The sequence below is a fragment of the Paenibacillus xylanilyticus genome (assembly GCF_047246825.1).
Taxonomy (GTDB): domain Bacteria; phylum Bacillota; class Bacilli; order Paenibacillales; family Paenibacillaceae; genus Paenibacillus; species Paenibacillus xylanilyticus_B.
The window spans coordinates 1,464,922-1,487,873 of the sequence record NZ_JBFOLB010000001.1; the positions used below are offsets into that span (position 1 = coordinate 1,464,922).

The 22,952-nt window shown below is 47.7% G+C and carries 20 protein-coding genes; 8 read left to right on the plus strand and 12 right to left on the minus strand.

Features of this window, described 5'->3' with window-relative positions:
• Nucleotides 1-89: 89 nt before the first annotated feature.
• Nucleotides 90-2,270: a putative PEP-binding protein gene (locus AB3N00_RS06175; protein WP_413033799.1), complete on the minus strand. Its 2,181-nt coding sequence runs from the start codon at nucleotides 2,268-2,270 to the stop codon at nucleotides 90-92.
• 252 nt (nucleotides 2,271-2,522) lie between these two features.
• Between AB3N00_RS06175 and AB3N00_RS06180 the strand changes: the two genes are divergently transcribed.
• On the plus strand, nucleotides 2,523-2,900 hold the full coding sequence (locus AB3N00_RS06180; RefSeq protein ID WP_175396234.1) for a VOC family protein: 378 nt from the start codon (nucleotides 2,523-2,525) through the stop codon (nucleotides 2,898-2,900).
• Nucleotides 2,901-3,151: 251 nt separating this feature from the next.
• On the opposite strand, the gene AB3N00_RS06185 is transcribed toward AB3N00_RS06180, so the two are convergent.
• From AB3N00_RS06185 to AB3N00_RS06230, 10 genes are all read right to left on the minus strand, one after another.
• Entirely contained in the window at nucleotides 3,152-4,810 is a 1,659-nt protein-coding gene (locus AB3N00_RS06185; protein ID WP_413033800.1) for a helix-turn-helix domain-containing protein, read from the minus strand.
• Nucleotides 4,811-4,922: 112 nt separating this feature from the next.
• Nucleotides 4,923-5,927, minus strand: coding sequence for an ABC transporter substrate-binding protein (locus AB3N00_RS06190; protein WP_413033801.1), 1,005 nt, complete (start codon nucleotides 5,925-5,927; stop codon nucleotides 4,923-4,925).
• Nucleotides 5,928-6,103: 176 nt separating this feature from the next.
• A complete protein-coding gene (locus AB3N00_RS06195; RefSeq protein ID WP_413033802.1) occupies nucleotides 6,104-6,481 on the minus strand; it encodes a hypothetical protein in 378 nt (125 codons plus the stop codon).
• Nucleotides 6,438-7,163 carry a PolC-type DNA polymerase III gene (locus AB3N00_RS06200; protein WP_413033803.1) on the minus strand — a complete coding sequence of 242 codons (726 nt, stop codon included), beginning with the start codon at nucleotides 7,161-7,163 and terminating at the stop codon, nucleotides 6,438-6,440. The genes AB3N00_RS06195 and AB3N00_RS06200 overlap by 44 nt, the downstream gene beginning before the upstream one ends.
• A gap of 6 nt (nucleotides 7,164-7,169) precedes the next feature.
• Nucleotides 7,170-7,706 (minus strand): DinB family protein, encoded by a 537-nt coding sequence (locus AB3N00_RS06205; protein WP_413033804.1) that lies wholly within the window; start codon nucleotides 7,704-7,706, stop codon nucleotides 7,170-7,172.
• A 33-nt stretch (nucleotides 7,707-7,739) separates the two neighbouring features.
• Nucleotides 7,740-8,327 (minus strand): histidine phosphatase family protein, encoded by a 588-nt coding sequence (locus AB3N00_RS06210; RefSeq protein ID WP_413033805.1) that lies wholly within the window; start codon nucleotides 8,325-8,327, stop codon nucleotides 7,740-7,742.
• The gene (locus AB3N00_RS06215) at nucleotides 8,324-10,504 is read right to left on the minus strand and encodes a class I SAM-dependent methyltransferase (RefSeq protein WP_413033806.1); all 2,181 of its coding nucleotides are present in this window, start codon (nucleotides 10,502-10,504) and stop codon (nucleotides 8,324-8,326) included. The genes AB3N00_RS06210 and AB3N00_RS06215 overlap by 4 nt, the downstream gene beginning before the upstream one ends.
• A 31-nt stretch (nucleotides 10,505-10,535) precedes the next feature.
• Nucleotides 10,536-11,351, minus strand: a complete 816-nt coding sequence (locus AB3N00_RS06220; RefSeq protein WP_413033807.1) for an aminoglycoside phosphotransferase family protein — start codon at nucleotides 11,349-11,351, stop codon at nucleotides 10,536-10,538.
• A 21-nt stretch (nucleotides 11,352-11,372) separates the two neighbouring features.
• Nucleotides 11,373-11,945, minus strand: coding sequence for a GNAT family N-acetyltransferase (locus AB3N00_RS06225; RefSeq protein WP_413035205.1), 573 nt, complete (start codon nucleotides 11,943-11,945; stop codon nucleotides 11,373-11,375).
• Between the two features lie 22 nt (nucleotides 11,946-11,967).
• Nucleotides 11,968-12,414: a RidA family protein gene (locus tag AB3N00_RS06230; protein WP_413033808.1), complete on the minus strand. Its 447-nt coding sequence runs from the start codon at nucleotides 12,412-12,414 to the stop codon at nucleotides 11,968-11,970.
• 359 nt (nucleotides 12,415-12,773) lie between these two features.
• On the opposite strand from AB3N00_RS06230, the gene AB3N00_RS06235 reads away from it, so the two are divergent.
• Nucleotides 12,774-13,718, plus strand: coding sequence for a glycosyl hydrolase (locus tag AB3N00_RS06235; RefSeq protein WP_413033809.1), 945 nt, complete (start codon nucleotides 12,774-12,776; stop codon nucleotides 13,716-13,718).
• Between the two features lie 127 nt (nucleotides 13,719-13,845).
• Here AB3N00_RS06235 and AB3N00_RS06240 read toward each other — a convergent pair whose 3' ends face one another.
• A complete protein-coding gene (locus AB3N00_RS06240) occupies nucleotides 13,846-14,727 on the minus strand; it encodes a helix-turn-helix domain-containing protein (RefSeq protein ID WP_413033810.1) in 882 nt (293 codons plus the stop codon).
• A gap of 125 nt (nucleotides 14,728-14,852) precedes the next feature.
• Between AB3N00_RS06240 and AB3N00_RS06245 the strand changes: the two genes are divergently transcribed.
• The 6 genes from AB3N00_RS06245 to AB3N00_RS06270 all read left to right on the plus strand — a co-directional run bounded on the left by AB3N00_RS06245 (nucleotide 14,853) and on the right by AB3N00_RS06270 (nucleotide 22,943).
• Nucleotides 14,853-16,142, plus strand: coding sequence for a Gfo/Idh/MocA family oxidoreductase (locus tag AB3N00_RS06245; protein WP_413033811.1), 1,290 nt, complete (start codon nucleotides 14,853-14,855; stop codon nucleotides 16,140-16,142).
• Nucleotides 16,143-16,253: 111 nt separating this feature from the next.
• Nucleotides 16,254-18,074, plus strand: a complete 1,821-nt coding sequence (locus tag AB3N00_RS06250; protein WP_413033812.1) for a cache domain-containing sensor histidine kinase — start codon at nucleotides 16,254-16,256, stop codon at nucleotides 18,072-18,074.
• Nucleotides 18,049-19,650 carry a response regulator transcription factor gene (locus AB3N00_RS06255; RefSeq protein WP_413033813.1) on the plus strand — a complete coding sequence of 534 codons (1,602 nt, stop codon included), beginning with the start codon at nucleotides 18,049-18,051 and terminating at the stop codon, nucleotides 19,648-19,650. Before AB3N00_RS06250 ends, AB3N00_RS06255 begins: the two co-directional genes overlap by 26 nt.
• Before the next feature lie 119 nt (nucleotides 19,651-19,769).
• Nucleotides 19,770-20,684 carry a carbohydrate ABC transporter permease gene (locus AB3N00_RS06260; protein ID WP_175396222.1) on the plus strand — a complete coding sequence of 305 codons (915 nt, stop codon included), beginning with the start codon at nucleotides 19,770-19,772 and terminating at the stop codon, nucleotides 20,682-20,684.
• A 4-nt stretch (nucleotides 20,685-20,688) separates the two neighbouring features.
• Nucleotides 20,689-21,528 carry a carbohydrate ABC transporter permease gene (locus AB3N00_RS06265; RefSeq protein ID WP_413033814.1) on the plus strand — a complete coding sequence of 280 codons (840 nt, stop codon included), beginning with the start codon at nucleotides 20,689-20,691 and terminating at the stop codon, nucleotides 21,526-21,528.
• Between the two features lie 98 nt (nucleotides 21,529-21,626).
• Complete coding sequence (locus AB3N00_RS06270; RefSeq protein ID WP_413033815.1) at nucleotides 21,627-22,943, plus strand: ABC transporter substrate-binding protein; 1,317 nt, start codon at nucleotides 21,627-21,629, stop codon at nucleotides 22,941-22,943.
• Nucleotides 22,944-22,952 lie beyond the last annotated feature (9 nt).

The window sequence follows — 22,952 nt, forward strand, 5'->3', positions numbered from 1 at the left end:
CCGGGTTTCAAATACAAATGAATAGAATTATTTGATCTACATTTTTCTGATCGAAATCGCTCATTGAATCTAAGCAATTTGCTCATAACTTAAGCTGTTGTCGATATATCATCATTCTGTACGTCTCTGTCCTGCATCCGAGCAATAAGTAACGCTTGTGCTGCAGCAATTCTTGCGTAGGCCACCTGCTCAGGCGGACAGCTAACGTAGTCCATTCCCATGCGGTGACTATAAGTAAGAATATCCAAACCAATACTTTCCTCCACACAGAGACCTACTTTTAAATGAGGTTTGCGAATACGGGATTGAACAACAGCACGTTCCAGCAATTGTTCCCCCTCTTCAAGATGCAGAATCTCCGTCCCAAAGGACAGGAAATCGGCATGCCTAACGATGTGGGCTACAGTTAACGCCATTTGAGGACCATCGATCATGGAGCCTACCCTATAGTGGCAGTGACGTCTTTCCTCCCCGAGAATCTGGTCAGCCACATCATCAATCAGCTCCCTGATCATCTGAAGTTCGCTGCCTGGACCTCTCGAAGTTACTACAATCTCAGGGCGAACCCACAGTCCATGCCGAATGCTTTTGAGCGCCGCACGAAAAATGGCTTCAATCTGCATTTCATAGATCTCCGGGAAAACGGTTCCAAGACGGCATCCACGCTGTCTACTGTGTGGATGTTGTTCATACAACCGGTAAACACGCTGGATTATGCGATCCAGCTCCTCAAGACTGGCTTCATGTCCCCCTTCATTGCCTGCCCGCAAGGAATTTCGACGTTCCTCTAACTCTTCCACATCCGGAAGAAGTTCATCCAACGATAAGTCAAACAGCCGTATGGTTACCGGATATCCGTCCATTTCTTCGAAAATCTGCTCCAAATCGGATTGCTGCATGGGAAGCAAACGTTCCAGGCCGCGTTTGCGCTCATACTCCGTTTCCGCCAGCACCATCTTTTGTACATACGGTATCCGGGAAGAGGAAAGCAGCATATGTTCCGTTCGGCTTAGACCAATTCCCTCTGCCCCAAGCGTACGGGCTATGGCCGCATCTCGGGGGTGGCTTGCATTTGCCAGTACGGTTATATTTTTCACATCATCTGCCCATTCGAGCAACTGTTGAAGTTCAAGTGAAGGAGATGATTGTTGATGTTTATTGACCACGGCAGTTCTCTTCCATTCTGCAAATTGATTTGCCCCTTCGAGTACGTGAGAGAACTCCACTCGCAGCAGCGCCTCTTGCCTGGTCAACAGACCTTCGTGGACGAAATCTACCAGCGTTTTTAGAGATGCTTCAGAAGTCAGACGTGCGTCCCGGGCGTGTAAAAGGTAAAGCTTACCCGACTCAATGATAAATTTGATTTCCTGAACAGCTGTACTCCGGCTCTCCAGCTCACGGCTAGCTTGCAGCAGAACCTCATACAATTCAGGTTCCGCATTCCTCAGCTGCTCCAGTTCCTCACCATCAGATGCAGAAGCTGCAGAGGGAGTGTAATCCCCGTACAACCCTTTGACCCCAGTCAGCGGATGACGCGAGTAAATTGTACCCATTCCGCAGCGATCCCCATATTCTCCATTCACCAGCACTTGGATCAATACCGGCGCACCTTGCGCTACCGAAACAGTGTTGACGTTTTGTTTTTGCAATTCTGAATCTAAACGGGAGAAAGCACGAATGGCACCTTGCAGTTGAAGCTGCACATCCTGAGGGAAAGGAGGATGCCCCCATTCTTCGATGACGTCCTTATATTGGGCTATAGCAAACTCAAGCTTCGTTTCATCCAGGCTCGTGATATTACCCAATCGTTCTTCAAACACCGCATACGGAATTCCATGGACCAAGCGGCCATAATTCTGCAACAATATCCGGTAGCAGTTCAATGCATACGGACGATTGTTGATTTGACGTGCAAGGCCTTCTACCGTGAGGTCATTTAAACCTACATGCAGTAACACTAGGGAGTTCGCAGCTTCGGGAAGTACGTCACTGGATTGCACAGCAAGCAAAAGCGGAACCTCCGGATCGCCGAAGGTTTTGCCTGTATGCCGCTCCAGCTGCCAAACTGCCTTGATTACATCCTCCGACCCTTCGCCGTAAAGTCGTTCAGGACGGGTATGGAACTCGTGACAGTATTCCGTTGTAATGGTGAATCCCGCCGGGACAGGCCAACCCGCTTGACATAGCTCCGCAAGCCCGGCTCCTATACTGCCCATTAGTCCTTTCATCTCTGCCGTGCCTTCTTCCAACAGAACTACCCGTGTCGTCATTACAGCGCTCCCATCCGCCATTCCATGGCTATGCTTAGAGGTACTCGCTTGTTGCGAATCACCCTCCTTTTAAAGGTATGATGCAAACTCGCAGTCAAGGACATTTGCTTGCGCATTTTGTGTTGGGAATGTAAACGGATACGGCAAGGGAATTTATGGTAGTATATAACTTGACTCATCAGAGATAACCCAAGAATGAAGAGGCATACCCATTCAAGGTGAATCATCACTATTACAGAGGAGTGACTATCATTGTTTAGCAAAGTTGGTCAAATCATGTTGTACGTAAACGATCAGGACAAAGCCCTTCAGTTTTGGACAGAAAAAGCAGGCTTTCACGTGGTCTCCGAAGAAAACAGCGGGGACATGCGCTGGATTGAAATTGCTCCTGAAGAAGGTGCCGAGACAACTCTAATTCTGCACGACAAGGAACTCATTGCCAAAATGTCCCCTGAGTTAAATCTGGGTACACCTTCGCTTATGTTTTTCACAAAAGACCTCGACCGGCTCTATTCGGACTTGTCCAGCAAGCAGGTTACGGTTGGTGAACTGGTTACGATTCCGGGCGGAAGAGTGTTCAACTTTGCAGATGATGAGAACAACTACTTCGCTGTGATGGAAAAAGAGTAATGTAATTATAGTCGTTTGATGTTCAACCAAATGAAAGCATTAATGCAATTTTTATTTATTCATTTAAGAGGCGACTGACAGGAGTAGTCAGTCGCCTCTTAACTTACACGAATATTTTTCGCCACTCAACTGGTTAGCCAAGGTGCGAATGATGTTGATTCATCCTTCACAATAAAAGCAACCATGTTAGCATATCCATACGTTCTTTATATGTCACTTCCAAATCAAGTTCTTCTTTCGATTCTGGAGTTCTAAGCCATAAATCGCAAAATGTCATCAATCTTTTTCCCATGGGAAATAACACCGTAGTTCATCCAGCTCAGAAAATCGACCTCATACACATGGCCACTCTTGACGGCAGGCAGCTGCTTCCATTCTGTCGTGTCCAGCAGCTTTCGCTCCTCCCCGGGTATGACAGAATCCACATTATCAAATGTAATGAACAAATGATCGGCATGCAGCTGGGCCAACTGTTCCAGTTGAATGTCGATTCTGCGCTCCCCCTTAGTCCATTGCTGTACAAGAGGATGCGGTGTCAGTCCCAGGTCTCCGTACATTACAGGTCCTACATAACCCTGCTGTGCACCGTACAACACAATTTCAGTGGCAGAGATCCGCAAAAAGGCTACCGTCTTCCCCTGGGTGGATCGTGTTAACAGCTCCTTAGCCTCGCGCGCCTTTTCCTCGTAGGTCCCTACAACATCCCTGACCCGATCTCCTTTTCCCAATACATCCGCCGTCGATCTCAATATGGAACGCCAATCCTCACCTCTATGGTGTACATAAAAAGTAGGCGCAACCTGTTCGAAACGGTCCAGATTCCACCGCTTACAGCCATCGTTCAGCATAATAAAGTCTGGCTTATGGCTCTCTTGGAACATTGCATCCTGATGGGACACATCGAATTCAGGAACATCATCCATCCCCAAATAATGCTGTTTGCCCCACGAATGGTGAGAGTATTGAAGCACAGGCTCCACGCCAAGCGCTAGCACAAAATCCTCCAAATACGGTGCAAATACACGAACATCCTGACGATAATGACGTCTGTATACACCCGGTGAGATGCCTGCATATTGCTTAAACCGACGGCTGAAATAATATTCGTTACTGAATCCAACATTCTGTGCAATGTCATGCAATCGATCATCCGTAAGCTGCAGAAGCTGTTTGGAACGTTCAAGGCGAATCGTATTCACATAATCCAGAGGAAGCTTGCCGGTCATCTCCTTGAACTGACGAGTATAACTGGATCTGGTGAGCCGAGTATCCGCGGCCAGCTCATCCACCGTAATGGGGTGATTATAATGGTCACGGATGTAGCGAATAGACCGTTGTAAAAGAGATCGATGATCCTGGCAAGTATTTCGCGGATCATTTTGTTGAAGGAGCACACGGAACCATTCCTGAAAGCGAAGCTGTATGTTCCATTGTTCTAGCCAATCACTCGTTTCCTGTTGGCGCAGCATTTGATCCAATACTTCCAGACAGGAGCTCCAAGGGTTGTAGGACAACTCAATAAGCATGGATGGTTCGAAGATTCCTTTTCGTTGTTGCAAAGCAGGTTTTTTCTTATTAAGTTGAGCGTTTGAAGCATCCTTGCTTTCCTCACCCAGTACCAGGTCAAGTTTATAATAATGCAACTTTGTTTCTGAGAAAGTTTTATTTTGCAGAGGGAAGATGGATACTCCAGCGGGAACAAACAATATCATTCCTTTGCTTAACTTGAACATGACATCTTGAGCCATCAGTTCTCCCTCTCCCTGGGTAATGATGAACAACGAATGGTTACTTGACGTTGTGTAATTTACACTAATGGATGGTTCTGAAGGAGGGTACTGCACATACTGAATATGGTGAAGTGAACAAAGCCAGGGCTTGGGAAGAATCTGTTCTATTGTAAGTGACATCGTCATCGTCCTTAATTGAGAATAATTATCATTTATAAATAGTGTAAACGAAAAAAAGAAGCTCTTCAACCCTGGCTGAAGAGCTTTCTTGATTGGATATATAAAAATTTCACTAAGGCGTCATTTTTTGCAATAAATCATCAATCTTCATCGAATTCGCTGTTATCGCACCAGATTGCCAATACGACCTTTCCATCATGTACAACTGGTTGTTTTTAACCGCAGGAAGGGATTTCCACAACTTGCTATCCAGCACCTTCAAAGCTTCCTTGTTCTCGGGGGATGCCCAGTCTCCATTGGATGGAAATACAATAATATGATCCGCATCAAGCTCTGGAATAGCCTCTTCAGAAAGGATTTCCTGATATTCTTCCATCTTGCTGACCAATGGATGCGGCGTTAAACCAAGCTCCGAATAAATAAATCCGGTAAATCGATTTTTAATACCGAACAATGCCAGTGTATTATCGCTGATATTCAGTCGGACAACCGCTACAGTCTCACCCCCGACCGCTTCCTGAAGCTTCGCCTTAGCGTCTGCAATCTTGGCCTCATATGCCGCAACAACTTCTCTACCCTTGTCCGGTTTACCTACAACATCGGCAATGGTCGTCAAGATCTGATTGGAATCCTGCAAAATGTCTTCTGGCAGGCGGTACGTCGGTGCCACCTTTGAATACATCTCATATTGTTCCATGTCCGCTCCGCCATCCACTATGATGAGATCCGGATCATATTGCAATAAAGCTTCAATGCTGCCTGTGGTATCAAATTGAGGCACATCCAAATCCAAATATTCCTGTACGCCCCACATCGGATTATACCACTGCACTACAGGTGTGATATCCAGAGCCTTCAGGTAATCTTCCACATAGATACCAGCAATGCGCTGCGGATGTACCGGAATCGTTACATCTCCGAATTCATCCTGTACCACACGTGTCTCCGTCTCTTGGTTTGTTTCAGACGCAATGTCGCCAGAAGCAGCATTCTCAGTTACCGGTGTCTGAGCCTGTTCCTCCTGTGCACCTGAATTAGCACTACATCCCGTGATAAGCGATACCGCGACCAGTGCTGCGATTCCCCAACCTTTAATACCGTTACTCCAACTTGCCATGCTACTCTTCACCCCTATGTAATCAGCTGTATAAAAGAGAATGCAAATATATAATGATTATCATTCTCAATTAAGTTCTAAGGTGAATTGTACCTTATGCGTTACTATACTCACAATACACATTTGAATTCATTTTTTTATACAAACAAGAAGCATGAGGTTTTACCTTGCCTCTGCTAGCGCAGAGGCAGTTTCCCGTTATGGTAACTTGCAAGCAGTTGTCCCACAAAGGTATTTTGGACTTCCCCCTGCAGTAATCCAGCCCCAATCAGTCCGATATCATCACTCACATAACCGGCCAGTTCGGGATTCCCTGTATGCTGCAGAGTCTGTTTAAATGCCTGTTCTCTGGATGCACGAAGTACTTCATCTTCCGCTACAGAGCCAGCATGTTGTACCCATTGCATATATGCCTTCATCCACTCATCTGCAAAAGTAGAATCATCCCGCTCATCCAGGTAGCTGTCCACATCCAACCCATCAAACATCTGATTTGTGATCAGCTTGCCTTCATTCAATTCGTTCAGGAGCTTCTCCGCCGCTGTTCTGCTCATTCGGCATTCCTCCATTTGGTGTGATCTTGTACATCTCAGGTATCTCAAATCTTCGCACGAAGCGAGTAGGATCTGCAGTGAAGTGATCCAAGCCCCTCTCATCATATTCCTGAAGAAGTTGATCCAGTATGCGGGCAATAATGCCGCAATCCGCCAAGGCATCATGCCTTCGAATGCCGTCTGTATTGATGTTATAATACTGAATCAGAAAATCTGTAGATATAACTTCACTCACTTCAGGATGAATATACGTGAACATCACTTTCGTATCCAGCACCTTATTGGTAAACATCGTCACGCCCAATTGCTCGCAGTGGCGCTTCAGTATAGGCAGATCATATTCATACCCTGCATGTGTTACGAGAATCTTGTCCCCCACAAAGCTGGTGAATGCACAAAATGCTTCTGTAAATTCAGGAGCTGTGATCATGTCCTTATTCGATATGCCCGTTAACTTGGCTACAGCTTCCGGTATTGCTTTACTGGCACGTGACAAGGAAGAGAATGTTAAATTCCTTGTCTGTCCGCGTTTGTAGTCCATTGCACCGAATTGGGTAATGCTGTCTTGATCGGGATGAATCCCCGTCCCTTCGAGATCAAATATGCAGTACAAGCGCTCGTGCAGCTCTGGCACATGCAGGTCGTCCACAACATACCGGTCAGGATAAAACGTGATTTCCATAAGTACCTACCCCTTGACCTGTTCGGAATATGTACGTCTCAGGTAGACGATGTGAGCATAGTGGTGTCGGCAATGGTCCGCAATATGAAACAGACTCCAGCGAATTACTGCACCTTCTCCATTTTCATAAGGAACCACCCGTTCCAGATCATGATCTTGCAAAGACAGGCACACACTTCTGAACATTTCCCGAATGGAAGTATGCTCTTGCAGCCAGGTTTGTATCGTTAAGTCCGGCATCAAAGGTAACTTTCCATCTGCGTCAAACATCGGTCCGTACTTCTCCGTATAGCCAGCAGGCACTTCTTGAGACTGTAAGCGAAATACCCAGTGAAGCAACACAACACTGATGTGTCTTAGCAGCTGGGCTGTGCTGTTTACATCATGTGCAGGTCCTTTGAACTGCAATTCCTCCGCACTCATGTCTTTCACGAGTCGAATTAACCGTTCATCATTGTAATCTACCATGGCATGCAGCAGACCTACTACCGGCGTCATGGTTGGATCAGGGCTCAAATCATTGATATTTGTCATTTCATCCATGCTGTAACCTCCTAGAGGATCTACGGATTAGAATTAATTTGGCTCTTTCCACATACGGTTGACCTGCACCAGCTTGTGTTCCATATCGAACTCCAATTTATAAATATCCGGCATCGTTGTGCTCTTCCAGAAATCAAAACCGTAGGAAGGATCATAATGCTGAAAAATAAGGGTCATCACATCCCCATGTGTCCCAATCGCTACTTTTTGTCCAGCGTGTGTATCCAGAATTTGCTCAATTACAGTTACGGCTCGTGAGCACGCCTGTTCACCTGACTCTCCTCCAGGGTATGCAAAGGAAGGATTAAGGTATAGTCGTTGTTTAGCTTCACGAAAATCGGCATGCTTCACCGTTTCATCGGATAGCTTACGTTCTCGCAAATCTTCCTCTGTCACCACGAATGCACCCGCTCCTTCAGCCAGTTCCTGAATCGTATCCACCGCCCGCGTGTAAGGACTGGAATAAAAACATTGAATTCGCTCCTCACGGAGCAGAATTGCAACCGCAGCCGCATCCCGCTTCCCCTGTTCCGTGAGTCCCCGCTCTCGTTCCTGCCCTTCCACATAAGCTGACTCCGCATGCCGAACAAAGTATAAAACCGTTGTGGTCTCATTCCTCATCTGCCCGCCATCCCTTTCTTCTTCTCAATGACAATCAGGCAGGTGCTGTCTGGCAAACGTGCAGGCTGACCGTCTTCCTTCATGAACACAATGCGTTCTGCAAGTGCCTCGGTATATCCTTCCTGAAGAAAATGCTCCAGCCGAATGATCTCGGCCTGCTCACCAAGTGCTTCACGAATACAATTTTCATAGGTAGATGGCGTAAAGATGCCAAACTGTTCCTGGATCTCGTGAACGTATGCTTCTTCGCCCCATGTATATGTGTACAGAAATTCCATCGCATCGTTGATGTTGAGAACAGCTTCATTTTCAGCAACCCGTTCGAATGTAATCGCGCGGCCCTGGAAGTCCTGAGCATATCGTTCAAGCCAGCGCATCCCTTCCGGTTCCAAAAAGCGAATCCGCCTTTTCTGTTCTTCAGGTTCTGTCATAATGCCATCCCTGATTAATATTCTTCCACCCGGCGACAGTACGTGAAACGAACTCTTCAGTGCTGCGACAACCGTGTCTGTGTTAAATCTCCGTCCGTCTCGCTCAATATAGGAGTACAACTCATGCAGAATAGATGAAAAAATGACCGTATCCACCGTGCCTGGCTGCACGTATTGATCCAGCTGCAAGGCATCCCCTTTCATCACCTGCCAGCGGTGACCTTCCCGCTGCTTTTTGCGCTCCAGCGCTTCGATGACGTTGGTAGAGATATCAATGCCGATCGGCTCCGCATCCGGCTTCTCCTGCTCAATAAGATCAAGCAGCACGCCCCCGCCAGGACCAATATCCAGTACACGTTTGCCAACGATGTAGTCCAGCAGCACTTTTTTATAATCACCCGAGCTGTTCATGTCCGCCAGATATGTTTCTTCATTATGAAACCGGTCATACGCATCCCGCCGCAGTCCGAACAAATCGAACAGCAACAATACAGCCTTCTCGTATAATGGAGATTTCTCGGCTTCAATACAAAACGCAATCAGCTTCTCGGCTGCAGGAGAAAACTCAAAGGTCACAAAAACCGTATCCGTCAAATCAGGATGACGTAAAGCGCGATGGGTCAAGTGGGGATAAACAACCGACTGTCCCTCTTCAATCTGTTTCCATGACCATTGTTCCAGGTACTTCTCAATCATTCGTTTTTTGTAGATGTTCAGCTTCTTAACGCCTTTATGATCGTAATACATCGTATTCATTAACGGTTCGAAGCTGATATGGCGTACTTCATTTGCCTCCGGTGCTGTGGTAGCCATGTCCTTACTGTGCAGGGAGAGAAGAAAAACTTTGACCATTTCCTGCAAAGAAAAATCACGCAATGCGGATTCCACATACCATAATGTGAGATGAGACAGCGGTGCCAGTACCTTTTCTATATCAAGCTCTGTCTGCAGGTTGGCATACGCCTCATCCATGGCCTCTCCTTCACGAATGGATGAACTTCTCAGGCGGGATAGTCGTTCCTTCAAAGGCCAGTCTGCATGATCCGGCTCACTGATAATCCACCCTACAATTCGCTGCACTTCTGTTTCAACCTGTTGCCACAGCATCGGATCAACACCAGCAATAATGCATTCATTGAGCGCCATCAGGATGGTATGCAATTCCTCGGCTGTCAGCCAGCCTTGCGTTATGAAAGAATGCAGCGGAGCATTCTCGGCAAAAGGGATCTCGCCTCGTATGTATTGACCAATAAGACCATGCGTCGCAATTAAGGTGCGAACCATGTGCTGCCTCGGCGTTATGGTGTTCTCCCAATCAGCATATAATTCGGCTGCTTGATCGACCGTATTATGGCCATCGTCCATGCTTCCTGTTTTGCGATGAATAACGTACTGACTGTATAACTGTGCGGATCCAATATTATGTACGAACAGATTTATCCCTGCGCGCTGCCAAGCCTTTCTTTGTTTCAAGGTGCCAGCTTTGGCTGTCTCCGACCAGATCAGCACTTCCTCTACCATCTCACGTACCCAAAAGGAAATACTCAGCTGTTCCAGTACGCGCAAACTCCGCTCCACGTAGTCCAGAACGGGATTGGTCCCTTCAAGTTCAGCAATGGAATGAATACGTTCCAGATTGATATTGGGCTGCTCGGCCGCTGCCAGCAGCTGCAGCCATGAATGCTGCCCCGCCTCTGGGATGTTGCCTCTTCTATAGGAATGTATGGCTTCTAATGAGTGCAGCATGTTGACATTCACCTCGTTATTTTAGTTCGATTCATGCGTCCAAATCATTCAGTCGATCCTGGACAAGTTTCAGCACTTCTTCTGCTTCATTGCCTGGCAAACACTCTTCCAGACGTGCAGCTGCAACAGGAAGAATCCAGGATCCAATCTCCTTCCAGGTTAAGCCAGTAAGGTGCATATAATGGTTGGTGTACCCATCCACAATCGTATCACGAGACCTTTCGAATCCCAATCGAATCGCCGGATCCGCATCCTCCGGTAACGATGCACTTTTTAATATGACCCAGCTGCGTGCCACATCACCTGCAGGATCGCCCGACATGCCCGTCATCCAATCGATCACATAGCAGCTGTCTTTCATCTCGTTCACCATGACATTATCGGGATGATAATCACCGTGACAGATCTGTGTTCGTTCCGGGAGACTGGACAGGTAAACCAGTATGCGTGTCTTATCCTCTTCGGACAATAGCTGTGTTCTTCGAATTGCGCCTGACAAGATCTGCTTCTGTGAAGGAAGAACTCCTTGATCGTCACTCTGGGAATGAAGCTCCACATGGCAGACAGCCAGTTGATGTACCAGTTCTTGAAGTCTTAGAGGCTGTCCAAACATCATTGAAAACATCGTATGACCTTCAATTCGTTCAAACACGATTCCTTGGCGATTCTCCTCATCTATAATTACCCTGGCCTGTGGCACGGGCAATCCCTTGTCATATAGAATTTGCGTAATTCTGAATTCATTTTGGACGGCTTCAAACGAAAAATCACTTTTGTACAATTTCATAATCTGATTGGACGGATAAGCATAAATGTCTGCGGTTCTTCCCTGACCAATAAGCTTCATAACTGAGCCTCCACCCATCCGTTATTCAAATTCTTTGCCTCTGATTTTACTAAAAACCATGACATCTACCAGCGTACCTGCACGGTCACGACGCACACTTCGCAGTATGCCTTCAAGAGTAAATCCCGCGCGCTCAGCCACTTTGGCACTTCGTATATTACACGAATCACAGCGAATCTCCAATCGATTCGCATCCAGATATTGAATTGCGAACTGCTCAATCCCTTGCACAGCTTCCGTCATCAGTCCTTCACCAGTCCGCGATGTTCTGATCCAATAGCCAATCTCGAAACAGCGGGCACTCCAATCGATGCGATGCAGACCGCTGCTGCCTACGAATTCATTGGTATGCCTATCTCGCAAATGAAGAACCATATCGGTTCGTTCCAAAAATTGCAATCTGGCTTTGCGAACATGCGCTTCGGATTCTTCCAACGAAGGTACATTTTCGGCAAAGGGCAGCCACGGACGCAGCTGCTCCACACTTTCGCGAATGGCATCGTTAACTTCCGCCCCATCTCCCCACTCCGGAGCTCGAATTGTGAGACGGGTTGTATTGAAGCTCTCAGGAAAAGACAGCATAATCGGATTCATTGGATTGGTGTTAGCCATGCTCCTACTCCTCTACCTGAAATATGGAATCCACAATAAGCGGCAGGTTATCCCGTACGGAGACAGCTCCAAAAACCGAACGTGCGTGCACGCCCTTTTCCTCAAATACGTCCATCACTAGATCGGAAAACCCGTTCAATACCTTGTGATGTTCCTGATAGGAAGCAGAAGCATTAATGAAGCCCTGAACCTTGATCACACGTTTCACCCGATCCAGTGAACCAAGCACATCCTGGACCACGGCGAGCACTTCGACCCCTGCATTCCGGGCAAAATCATACCCCTGCTCGGTCGTAAAATCCTCCCCTAGTTTGCCACGCTCCACTGTATCGGGCCCTTTCCCTGACACGTACATCAACCCATTTACAATGACCGCATTGGCATACTTCGCTGCCGGTGCGCTTGCCTGTGGCAAGATAATACCCAATTCACGTAACCTCGTTGCTATCATCGGCTTTGACCTCCCTTGAGACAAATGTTTACATAGTGCTTCTATCAATATATTACTATTTTGGATAAACATTAATATACGCCCGATCCAAGACTTAAGCAATGTTTATACCTTGATCACAAGTACTGTGCCGCCCTAGTTCATTGGTATCAAGTTTAAACCTCCTATACTATGTTCAATATTCTATCAGATGGCACACCACTCAAGGATGTTTCTAAATATATGCAATATTTCAGAATTAATTTATATATTAATTCATTGTAACTGAAAACGTTATATTGTAATTTCACACAATCTCTTTTACGATAGATGCAATGACTTATTGAAACTATTGCAGCTAATAAAAGGAGGACTTAATCTTGAGTGCACCCTTATTTCGTGATCCCATCTTCGATGGAGCGGCTGATCCGGTCGTTGTATGGAATCGTTCCGAACAAACCTGGTGGATGATCTACACCAATCGCAGAGCTACTGCAGGAGGTCCGAAGTTTGCCTGGGTTCATGGCACGGATCTTGGCGTAGCCTCTTCATCCGATGGAGGACAGTCATGGACTTATCGCGGTACGTTAACAGGTCTTGAGCATGAATGGGGACATAATACGTTCTGGGCACCGGAGATTTTCTGGCATAACAACACGTACCACATGTATGTCAGTTATATTCAAGGCGTACCCCATGACTGGCCGGGTCATGACCGACACATTTTGCATTACACCAGCCCCGACCTCCTGAACTGGACGTTTCATGGCAAACTGGAACTTAGTTCAGACCAAGTCATTGATGCCTGCATTTACCCGCTCCCGGATGGACGATTCCGGATGTGGTACAAGGACGAGACGAATTCTTCTCACACCTATGCCGCAGACAGCAGAGACCTCTACCATTGGGACGTTATCGGTCCGGTCATTACAGGTCGTGCCCACGAAGGGCCTAACGTTTTTCGTTTCCATGATTCCTATTGGATGATTGTTGATGAATGGAGAGGACAAGCCGTATATAAATCTGATGATCTGGAACATTGGGAATGGAACAGCATGATCCTCGATCAGCCGGGGATTCGCGAAGATGATGGCGTGATCGGTTTGCATGCAGATGTGTTGGTCCAGGATGATGAAGCCTATATCTTCTATTTTACTCACCCGGACCGTACCGAAGGCGTCGATCATGCCAGTGAGCCTGCTCGTCGTTCCTCGATTCAGGCCGCCCGGCTGGATGTGGTCAACGGGGTTATGGTCTGCAACCGTGATGAAGAGCTGCAGCTGCAGCTTCGTCCAGAGACAGATGTAAGTCATATTTCCGTTTGAACACACCATGCAAGACGAATTTCAGTATATTTCTAATGTTGAATAACTGGGCAAAGACCTGAACAAAGACCTGCTTTTGCAGGTTTGATCAGGTCTTTCTTTTGATTCCAGCTTGATTCTGAGGGATTTACAGAGATTGAGATAGACCCGAGTCTTTATACCCCTGTCTGTATGTTCTTGGAGACATTTGAACTGTCCGTTTGAACACTTTGCCAAAATGGGAAAAGTTACTGAAGCCTGCACGCCAGGCGATCTCCGTAATGGAATCCCCACTTTCCCGCAGCAAGCGCTGCGCTTCCTTCACGCGAAGCAGATTTAAGTAATCGATAAAGGTGAATCCTGTGGTTTGTTTGAACAATCGACTGAGATAATGCGGACTGATCCGGAATTCTGCCGCCACTTCGGGCAGCGAAAGAGGGTTCTGATAATTCTCATTCAGATAGCGGACAACCGCTTGCGTTTTGGGATGTAGAACCGGCTCGCTCTCCGCCGTATGTACCTTGCCCTGCTGTTGATTGCGGTATGCGATCAGCAGCAATTCAATGGATCGGTGGCGCAGCAGCAGATTGCTTCCCGCTTGGGGCTGGATCATCTCATCAATCATTTCAGTGACGATTCGTTCTGCGGTTTCGCTGTTATGTGGTGGGAGCCTTAGCATCGGAACTTCCCATCCGAAAGGTTCCTTTAACTTCTCAATCAATGAAGCCGCTATACTCATCTCCCCAAACAGCTCCGGCTTCAGGTACAGTACAATTCGTTCATGGTCTGGTCTTCCACTCTCCAGTGTCTTATGTACTGCATTCCGGTCCACGAATACGAAATCCCCTGCTTTTACGTGGTAGGAACGATCTTTAATAAAATAGATGCGTTCACCCTTCAAGAGATAGTACAGCTCATAATGGTCATGAAGATGGTCAGCAGTCATGGAATAATAGCCAACCCGGCGATCATATTCAATATCCAAATATCCGGTAGGATCGTGGTAATCTGCTCGAAACGGCTGTGACATGATGCAGCCCCCTTTTCAAGGATTATAGCAAAATAAGCGGGTTTTGAAAGCGATTACGCAAAAAATGCGGCGAAAGAAGTATTCCCTTGTTATAGTCTAGAGCTATATTCAAGGAGGCGATAGATATGAGTGGCAAGAAACGCTATGTATTGGTTGGAACCGGGGGGCGGGCCGAATTTTTTTATGGTGCACTGGCACAAAATTTTCGTGAACAATCCGAACTCGCAGCATTTTGTGATATCAATCAGACCCGCATGAATTATGCCAATCAACTGCTGCGAGAACGATATAAATACAATGAGGTACCCACCTATACAGCAGATCAATTTGATCAAATGATTGAGAACGAGAAACCGGATGCCGTCATTGTGACCAGTATTGACCGTACTCATCACAAGTACATCATTCGGGCCATGGAGCTTGGATGCGATGTCGTGACCGAGAAGCCCATGACCATTGATGAGCACAAATGCCAGGACATCCTTGATGCCGCCAAGCGGACTGGGCAAAATATCAGGGTTACCTTTAACTACCGTTATGCTCCCCATCATACCAAGATCCGTGAGCTGATCATGAATGATACGATTGGTAAAGTCACCTCCGTTCACTTCGAATGGCTGCTCAATACCCGGCATGGTGCAGATTATTTCCGCCGCTGGCACCGCGACAAACGTAACAGCGGAGGATTGCTTGTGCATAAGTCCACCCATCACTTCGATCTGGTCAATTTCTGGATCGGTTCCCAGCCCGAAACGGTTTTTGCGTTTGGTGATCTGATGTACTATGGACGGGAGAATGCGGAAGAACGTGGCGTTACCCAATTCTACAACCGCGCAACCGGCAACCCGCTCGCTCAGGAGGATCCATTTGCACTCCACTTGGATTCGGATGCGCATCTCAAAGCCATGTATCTGGATGCGGAGCCTGAAGATGGCTATCAGCGCGATCAGAGCGTATTCGGGGATGGCATTAATATTGAGGATACGATGGGCGTGCTCGTCCAGTATCAGAACAAAGCGATTTTGACCTATTCCCTTGTCGCCTATCAGCCGTGGGAGGGATATCGTATTGCCATTAACGGCACCAAAGGCCGGATCGAGATGTCCATTGTGGAACAGTCCTATGTCAATTCACTCGGTGACAAAAGTTTGGAAGGTGCACTGATTGGCAAAACGCTGCGTGTACTTCCCATGTTCGATGCCCCGTATGAAGTGCATGTCGAAGAGCAAAAAGGCGGACATGGCGGAGGAGACCCGGTACTGCTGAATGATCTGTTCGGCGAACCTGTAGAAGATCCGTATGCCCGTGCTGCCAACCATATCGATGGAGCGAGATCCATCCTGACCGGTATTGCAGCCAACCGTGCGATTTCTACAGGGATGCCTGTCCAAATCAATAACCTGGTTCAATTTTAATTATTGCAAGGTTGTTCCTTCAACTTGTTATTCAAGGCTGCGTATTTCACGCGGTCTTTTTTCCATTTGGAGTCCTGGCTTGAGAAAATCTTAATATCAAGGAGGAAATGGATGTTCTTTTCATTAAAAAGCCGGCTGATTGCCTTGATTATTGTCCTGTTTGTCCTCTCATTCGGCACGCTCTCCTTCCTGCTATTTGCGGAATCACGGGCTGTGATACGCTCCTATATCGAATCCTCTGCTCTGGAGAAAATGGAGGAATACGGCTCTTATATTGATATGGTCCAAATGCAAATTTACGATGCAGCCTCCCTCGTCTTCAACAGTGATATGGCGAAAAGTTGGGATAATGCCCTGAGTGATCCGCAGCTGTCCGAGGGGGAGAAAATGTTGGAAAACCTTGCCATGAGCCGATTTCTGACGCAGGCTACGAACAGTTACACCAGTATTTCCGATGTGTCCATCTATCGATTAAACGGGCTTCGGATTGGCGCCGAAAATCAGGTCACTAATGACCCTGCCTTTTTGCGAGAATCATGGTATACAAATTTTTTTGCATCCGGAGACCGATGGCTGCCGGCACATACTGACGAGCATGAACGCGTTAGAGATCATGGCAACCCGGTGGTTAGCCTGCTCATGCCTCTTGGAACCTTCCATCATGCAACGGCACGTAATGTCATGAAGGTCAATGTAAGCGAGTCCTACTTTCTGGAACCACTCAGCCGGATTCATCTGGCCAACAACAGCACCATTTTTCTGCTGAACGAACAAGGCCAGCCCATCCTCTCCCAAAAGGCTCATGAATTTGGGGCGAGGGCCGTATCTGAAATCGATCTTATACGAAAGAGTACACCGGAATCAGGTGTTGAATATCTGACCAATGATGAGGGTAAACGGGACATTATGGTATACAAAAAATTGGGACGAACAGGCTGGATGCTGGTTGGTTTGGCACCGGAGAAAGAAATGTATTCCTCTCTGCACAAACTCCAAACGACAACACTTGTGGTCACGATCGCTGTAATATTGCTGTCCCTGTGTGCTGCGGCTTGGCTGTCCTACGGGGTAACCAAGCCCTTGACACGTCTTGTGCTGGCCATGAGGCAGGTGCAGCGTGGTGCTTTTGACCAGGCCGAGTCTCTACTGCCTCCGGACCAAAATGTAAAAAGCGAGATCAGTTATGTTGTCTCTACCTTCCGCTACATGATCCTCCGGCTGAGACAGCATATCCAAAATGAATTCGAGTTAAAACTGCTTCGGCAGCAAGCCGAATATAAAGCATTGCTGATGCAGATTAACCCTCATTTTATGTTCAACACGCTGGAGCTGGTAAGCAGTCTCGCCATGCAGCGTCGAACAGACGATACCGTGCAGGTCATTGAGGATCTTGGCAAAATGATGCGATACTCCATGCATACGAATGATGATCTTGTATCATTGGCCGAGGAACTTGCATATGTCCGCCACTACATCTCCATTCTGCAAACCCGTTTCGGTCCTAAACTTGAAATCTCCATTGAGGAATCGGGCCGTCTGGATCGTCTCGTCATCGTCAAGTTTATTCTACAGCCGTTAATCGAGAATGCCGTCAAATACAGCTTCCAGCACCAAACTACTGCACAGGTGCATATTCGAATTATCAGGTTGGACCAATGTCTGCAAATCCAGATAGAGGATAATGGACCCGGCATGCCCCAGGAGATCATATCCAGACTGCAGGATCCTGATGCTGTCACCTCGCAGCTGGAGCCGATTCTCCGGAATTCAGGCTGGCACATTGGACTTGGCAATGTAATTGCCCGGTGTCGCCTGCATTACGGTTCCCTTTTTGCCATTCATATTACAAACGGGGATGCCCAGGGCACATGTATCGAACTGATTCTACCCGTACAGGAGGATAATCATGTACAACGTATTGATCGCCGATGATGAAATCGAAGTTCGTGAAGGTCTGAAACTGAAAGTGGACTGGGATGGAATGGGCTTTGCCATCTCAGGTGAGGCAGCCAACGGCGTGGAAGCTGTTGAACTGCTGAAACAAGGTCCGTTTGATCTGCTCGTAACAGATATGAATATGCCTGTCATGGATGGAGTGCAGCTGCTGGATATTTGCAGAATCCACAATCCGTCCATTGAAATCATCATTATTACCGGATATGAGGATTTCCAATACGCCAGAGCCGGAGTCCGCAGTCATGCCATGGACTACCTATTGAAGCCAGTGACGCGGGAAGAGCTGAGAACAGCCTTAGCCAAGATCAAAGAGGAGTTGGACAACAAACGAAAGACCCGCGATGATTCCGAAAAGATGCAGTGGCGCCTGTCCCAATACTATCAACAGATGAAAACACACTTCCTGCTGGATCTCGTGAAGGGCAGCAAGCTTCCTCCTTCTGCACTGCCGGAACGGATCAGGCTGTTCCATCTGGATGAATGGCAGTATTCCCAGGTTTGTTTCCTGACTGCGGGTCTGAGGGAAACAAGCCACCCTTCTGCTTCCGAGACCCGTGTTCCGGAGGATATGCACCTCCCGTTCCAGATGGTCTGTCGTGAAATTGCCCAGTCCTATACGGGGAGCGCACATGTATTTCAAGATACAGCCCATCCTGGAATCATGCATTTCATGTTATTGGATGGAGTTCAGCATGAATTTGCGGAAAGACTGTCGGCACAAATCAATTCCTATTTGACGATGGAAGTGCAGATGGGAATTGGGCTGACGGTGACAGGACTTGACCGCTGGAAGGAAGGATACGTCCATTCCCTGCTGGCTTGGAACCTTGCCGGACGTAAGACTGGTCAAGTTCAGACCACACAGGTAATGGACCATAGCCCGCTGCTGCCAGAAGAGACCAGTCGCGCGCTGCATCGATGTCTCATTCGAGGCGAACTGGATTCCTTCCGCAGCATGATTCGAAAAGAGCTGGATGAGGCTTTTCAGCGATCCTCTTCCCGCCTCGTCCGCTGTCTTTTGCAAATTTCACTTCTGATGGAGTCTCCGGCTATGGACTACGTGCGTCATGCTCATAGCAAGCAATCTCGGTGGCTTTCTCCCGAATGGGTGCTGTGGCTGGAAACCCCCGTGCAAGCAGAACGGCTGCTTATGCAATGGGCACAGGATTTTGTGGATCTACAGCATCCATCCGAGATGACAGAAGCGAGTTTGATCGAATCGGCGAAACGATATATCGACGAAAACTACATGCAGGAAATAACGCTCACCTCTCTGGCGGAGCAATTTAATTATCACCCTTCCTACTTCTCGGAAATATTTAAGGCAGGAGCAGGCATCTCCTTTATTCAATATGTGACAGAGACCCGGATGAAACACGCAACACGTCTATTGAAGGAAACTCAATTGAGCGTATGGGATATCACCGAGCTTACAGGCTTCTCTTCACCAAGCTATTTCAGTGCCAGATTCAAAAAGATGCACAACATGAGTCCTTCGGAGTACCGAGTTCTGCAATCCGAAAAAATCGCTAATGAGAATCCGAAGAAATGAGATTCCGGCTCCATCGCTTCCAAGTTAAGATGAGGTTATCAGGTCGTTTACCGCTTATCATGTAAGCGGATTCAATATTCTGGACGACCGTCCACTCTTAGCCTGAAGGGAGGCAAACCATGAAAAAAATGTCCACGCCCTTATACGGCCAGCAAAATAAGACAGCCTACTTATTCCTTCTGCCTTGGCTTATCGGCCTATTCTGCCTAACACTGGGGCCAATGGTTGCATCACTGTATTTATCCATGACCAAGTTCAATCTGTTGTCGCCACCGACGTGGACAGGGCTCAGCAATTATGTGCAAATCTTCAGTGAAGATGATACGTTTCGCAGATCGCTAGGACTCACCTTCTTTTATGTTTTCCTGTCCGTTCCACTTCGACTGGCATTTGCACTGCTGGTAGCGATGGCGTTAAACAAAGGCATTCGCGGACTCGGGATCTATCGGACCGTGTATTACATTCCCTCTCTCTTGGGAGGAAGCGTAGCGATTGCCATTGTATGGCGCCAAATCTTCGACGGCAATGGACTCGTCAATCAGTTTCTGAACTGGTTCGGCATAGCAGGACCTGCTTGGATTGCACATCCCGATTACGTCATTTACACCATTGTTACTCTGTCCGTGTGGCAGTTTGGCTCGGCGATGGTGATCTTCCTGGCTGGGCTCAAGCAGATACCTGCCGATCTCTACGAAGCATCCGATGTGGACGGAGCCAGCAAGCTGCGCCAATTCTTCCGCATCACCCTGCCGATGCTGTCACCCGTCATTTTTTTCAACCTGATTATGAGCATGATCAATTCCTTCCAGGCCTTCACTCCGGCATATGTCATCGGAGATGGTCGCGGAGGACCGCTCGATGCCACGATGTTTTACACCTTGTACCTGTATCTGAAAGGCTTTTCGTTCTTTGATATGGGATATGCCTCGGCACTGGCATGGATCATGCTGGTCATTATCGGTGTTTTCACTGCAATCGTCTTTCTCACATCCAGGTTCTGGGTGTTCTATGGCGACAACCAGGAGGGGAGGTAATTATATGCCGTTCAGACGAAAGCTGGTTCAGACCGGGAGGCACATTGCCATTATCCTTCTCGGTCTGCTGATGCTATACCCGGTGTTATGGCTCATCTTCAGTTCGTTCAAACCAAACCAGCTGATCTTCACCAGCAGCAGTCTTATTCCGACCAGCTTCACACTGGATCATTACGTGAATGGCTGGAAAGGGCTGCAAGGCGTTTCCTTTGGCCGATTCTTCGGCAATTCGGCATTAATCTCGGTCATGAGCGTCCTGGGGAATGTCATCTCGTGCTCACTCGCTGCCTATGCATTTTCCAGGCTCCGATTTAAGCTGAAGACGCTGTGGTTCAGTATCATGCTGGTCACAATCATGCTGCCTTATCATGTGACGCTGGTACCTCAATATATTCTCTATAACGAATTGCAATGGATTAATACGTATTTCCCGCTTATTTTGCCTAAATGGCTCGCACAGGACTCCTTCTTCATTCTGCTGATGGTGCAATTTATCCGCGGTATTCCACGGGAGCTGGACGAGAGTGCAACGATCGACGGTTGCGGACAATCCCAGATTTTTTTCCGAATTGTGGTACCCCTCCTCGTTCCCGCACTGATCACAACCGCCATCTTCACTTTTATCTGGAGCTGGGACGATTTCTTCAGCCAGATGATCTACCTGAGCAAGATTGATCTGTTCACCGTTCAACTGGGCATACGCTCCCTGTTCGATCCATCGGGACAATCGGATTGGGGTGCATTGCTCGCCATGTCGACGCTGTCTCTGCTGCCCGTAACAATCATCTTTCTGGTGTTTCAGCGCTATTTTCTTGAAGGCATTGCTACAACTGGTCTGAAGTAAGTACCGATTAAAAGATTGTCGGGCTACGGTCTACCACTCTCCACATGTTTAAGTACGCCAATGTTTCAAAATCACCATATTTGTTGGGAGGATGAACGATGTTTAAACGACTCAAGATGGGAATGGCCGCCTCACTCCTGTTACTCGCAACAGCCTGCTCTGGTACGGATCATACAGGCGCTGGCGGCAATACGGATCAAAAGGGCGAAGTAAACGGTCAGGTTGAACTGCGCATGATGTGGTGGGGTGACCAGAAGCGGGCCGATATTACGAACGAAGCCCTTCAAGTATTTCAGGAGAAACATCCGAACATTAAAATTGTGGGCGAATTTGCTCCTTCCTCCGGATACTTTGACAAACTGAATACGCAGCTGGCGTCAGGCACTGCACCGGATGTTTTTTTCCTGGGTGGAAATGTGGTCGACTATGCCAAAAAGGATGTGCTGCTCAATCTTGATCCGTATGTTGGCAAGGAGTTGAACCTGGATGGCATGGATACCAGCATGGTGGAATACGGGCGTCTTGACGGAAAGCTTCAGCATATTTCAGCAGGTGCCAACGCACGCGGCATTGTGATCAACAAGGCTTTGTTTGAAAAAGCCGACATCCCTTTGCCTGATCCGAATTGGACCTGGGAAGATTATGCGGCAATCAGCAAGGAGCTATCTGACAAGCTCGGCGATGGTATATTTGGAACCTATAACTTCACGGTCGACGGCATGGACATCTACTTGAAGCAGCGTGGCAAACAGCTGTATGACATGAAAAACGGTACATTAGGGTTTGCACAGGAAGATGTCCTCGCATGGTTCCAGTATTGGGAGAAGGCTTCTGCATCCGGCGGTGTGGTTACACCTGAAATGCAGGTCTCCAATCCCCATGATGACACGAGTAAATCCCTGCTGATCACAGGCAAAGCTGCCATGAGCCTGCTTCCTTCCAACCAGCTGGCTGCCTTCCAGAGTCTGACGGAAGATCCGCTAATTCTGCATCCGGTTCCGCGTGGTCCCAAAGGTACGGGTGTCGTATTCGAATCCAGTCAGGGATTGTCGGGCTATGCGAATACCAAGTATCCGAAAGAGGTTGCCACGCTAATGGATTTCTGGATCAATGATCCGGATGCTGCCCGAATTCTTGGCAATGACCGTGGCGTCCCGGTTACGGAAACCAATCGTAATCTTCTTCAGAAAGAAGCGGGAGCTGTTGAAGAGCTCGTTTATGACTATACCAATTTTGTATCTGAAGCCACCAAAACGGAACCTTTTGATGTGAGCTATAACCCTCCTGGTTTTGCCGAATTCTCCAAGCTGGCTCAGACGACAACCCAGGAAATTGGCTTTGGACGCAAAAGTGTCGAGGAAGCCGTATCGAGTTTTTACAATGGTACCGTTCGAATCTTCGAATCAAATCAATAACCGAGCCCC

Bases quoted from the DNA above. Each gene is read 5' to 3' on its own strand.
- AB3N00_RS06195 (WP_413033802.1), bottom strand. From the start codon at position 6,481: ATGAGCAGAACAGCGGCGGAGAAGCTCCTGAACGAATTGAATGAAGGC.
- AB3N00_RS06250 (WP_413033812.1), top strand. From the start codon at position 16,254: ATGTTCTTTTCATTAAAAAGCCGGCTGATTGCCTTGATTATTGTCCTG.
- AB3N00_RS06265 (WP_413033814.1), top strand. From the start codon at position 20,689: ATGCCGTTCAGACGAAAGCTGGTTCAGACCGGGAGGCACATTGCCATT.
- AB3N00_RS06240 (WP_413033810.1), bottom strand. From the start codon at position 14,727: ATGTCACAGCCGTTTCGAGCAGATTACCACGATCCTACCGGATATTTG.
- AB3N00_RS06190 (WP_413033801.1), bottom strand. From the start codon at position 5,927: ATGGCAAGTTGGAGTAACGGTATTAAAGGTTGGGGAATCGCAGCACTG.
- AB3N00_RS06200 (WP_413033803.1), bottom strand. From the start codon at position 7,163: ATGGAAATCACGTTTTATCCTGACCGGTATGTTGTGGACGACCTGCAT.
- AB3N00_RS06255 (WP_413033813.1), top strand. From the start codon at position 18,049: ATGTACAACGTATTGATCGCCGATGATGAAATCGAAGTTCGTGAAGGT.
- AB3N00_RS06230 (WP_413033808.1), bottom strand. From the start codon at position 12,414: ATGATAGCAACGAGGTTACGTGAATTGGGTATTATCTTGCCACAGGCA.
- AB3N00_RS06260 (WP_175396222.1), top strand. From the start codon at position 19,770: ATGAAAAAAATGTCCACGCCCTTATACGGCCAGCAAAATAAGACAGCC.
- AB3N00_RS06215 (WP_413033806.1), bottom strand. From the start codon at position 10,504: ATGCTGCACTCATTAGAAGCCATACATTCCTATAGAAGAGGCAACATC.
- AB3N00_RS06225 (WP_413035205.1), bottom strand. From the start codon at position 11,945: ATGAATCCGATTATGCTGTCTTTTCCTGAGAGCTTCAATACAACCCGT.
- AB3N00_RS06245 (WP_413033811.1), top strand. From the start codon at position 14,853: ATGAGTGGCAAGAAACGCTATGTATTGGTTGGAACCGGGGGGCGGGCC.
- AB3N00_RS06270 (WP_413033815.1), top strand. From the start codon at position 21,627: ATGTTTAAACGACTCAAGATGGGAATGGCCGCCTCACTCCTGTTACTC.
- AB3N00_RS06210 (WP_413033805.1), bottom strand. From the start codon at position 8,327: ATGAGGAATGAGACCACAACGGTTTTATACTTTGTTCGGCATGCGGAG.
- AB3N00_RS06220 (WP_413033807.1), bottom strand. From the start codon at position 11,351: ATGAAGCTTATTGGTCAGGGAAGAACCGCAGACATTTATGCTTATCCG.
- AB3N00_RS06205 (WP_413033804.1), bottom strand. From the start codon at position 7,706: ATGGATGAAATGACAAATATCAATGATTTGAGCCCTGATCCAACCATG.
- AB3N00_RS06175 (WP_413033799.1), bottom strand. From the start codon at position 2,270: ATGACGACACGGGTAGTTCTGTTGGAAGAAGGCACGGCAGAGATGAAA.
- AB3N00_RS06185 (WP_413033800.1), bottom strand. From the start codon at position 4,810: ATGTCACTTACAATAGAACAGATTCTTCCCAAGCCCTGGCTTTGTTCA.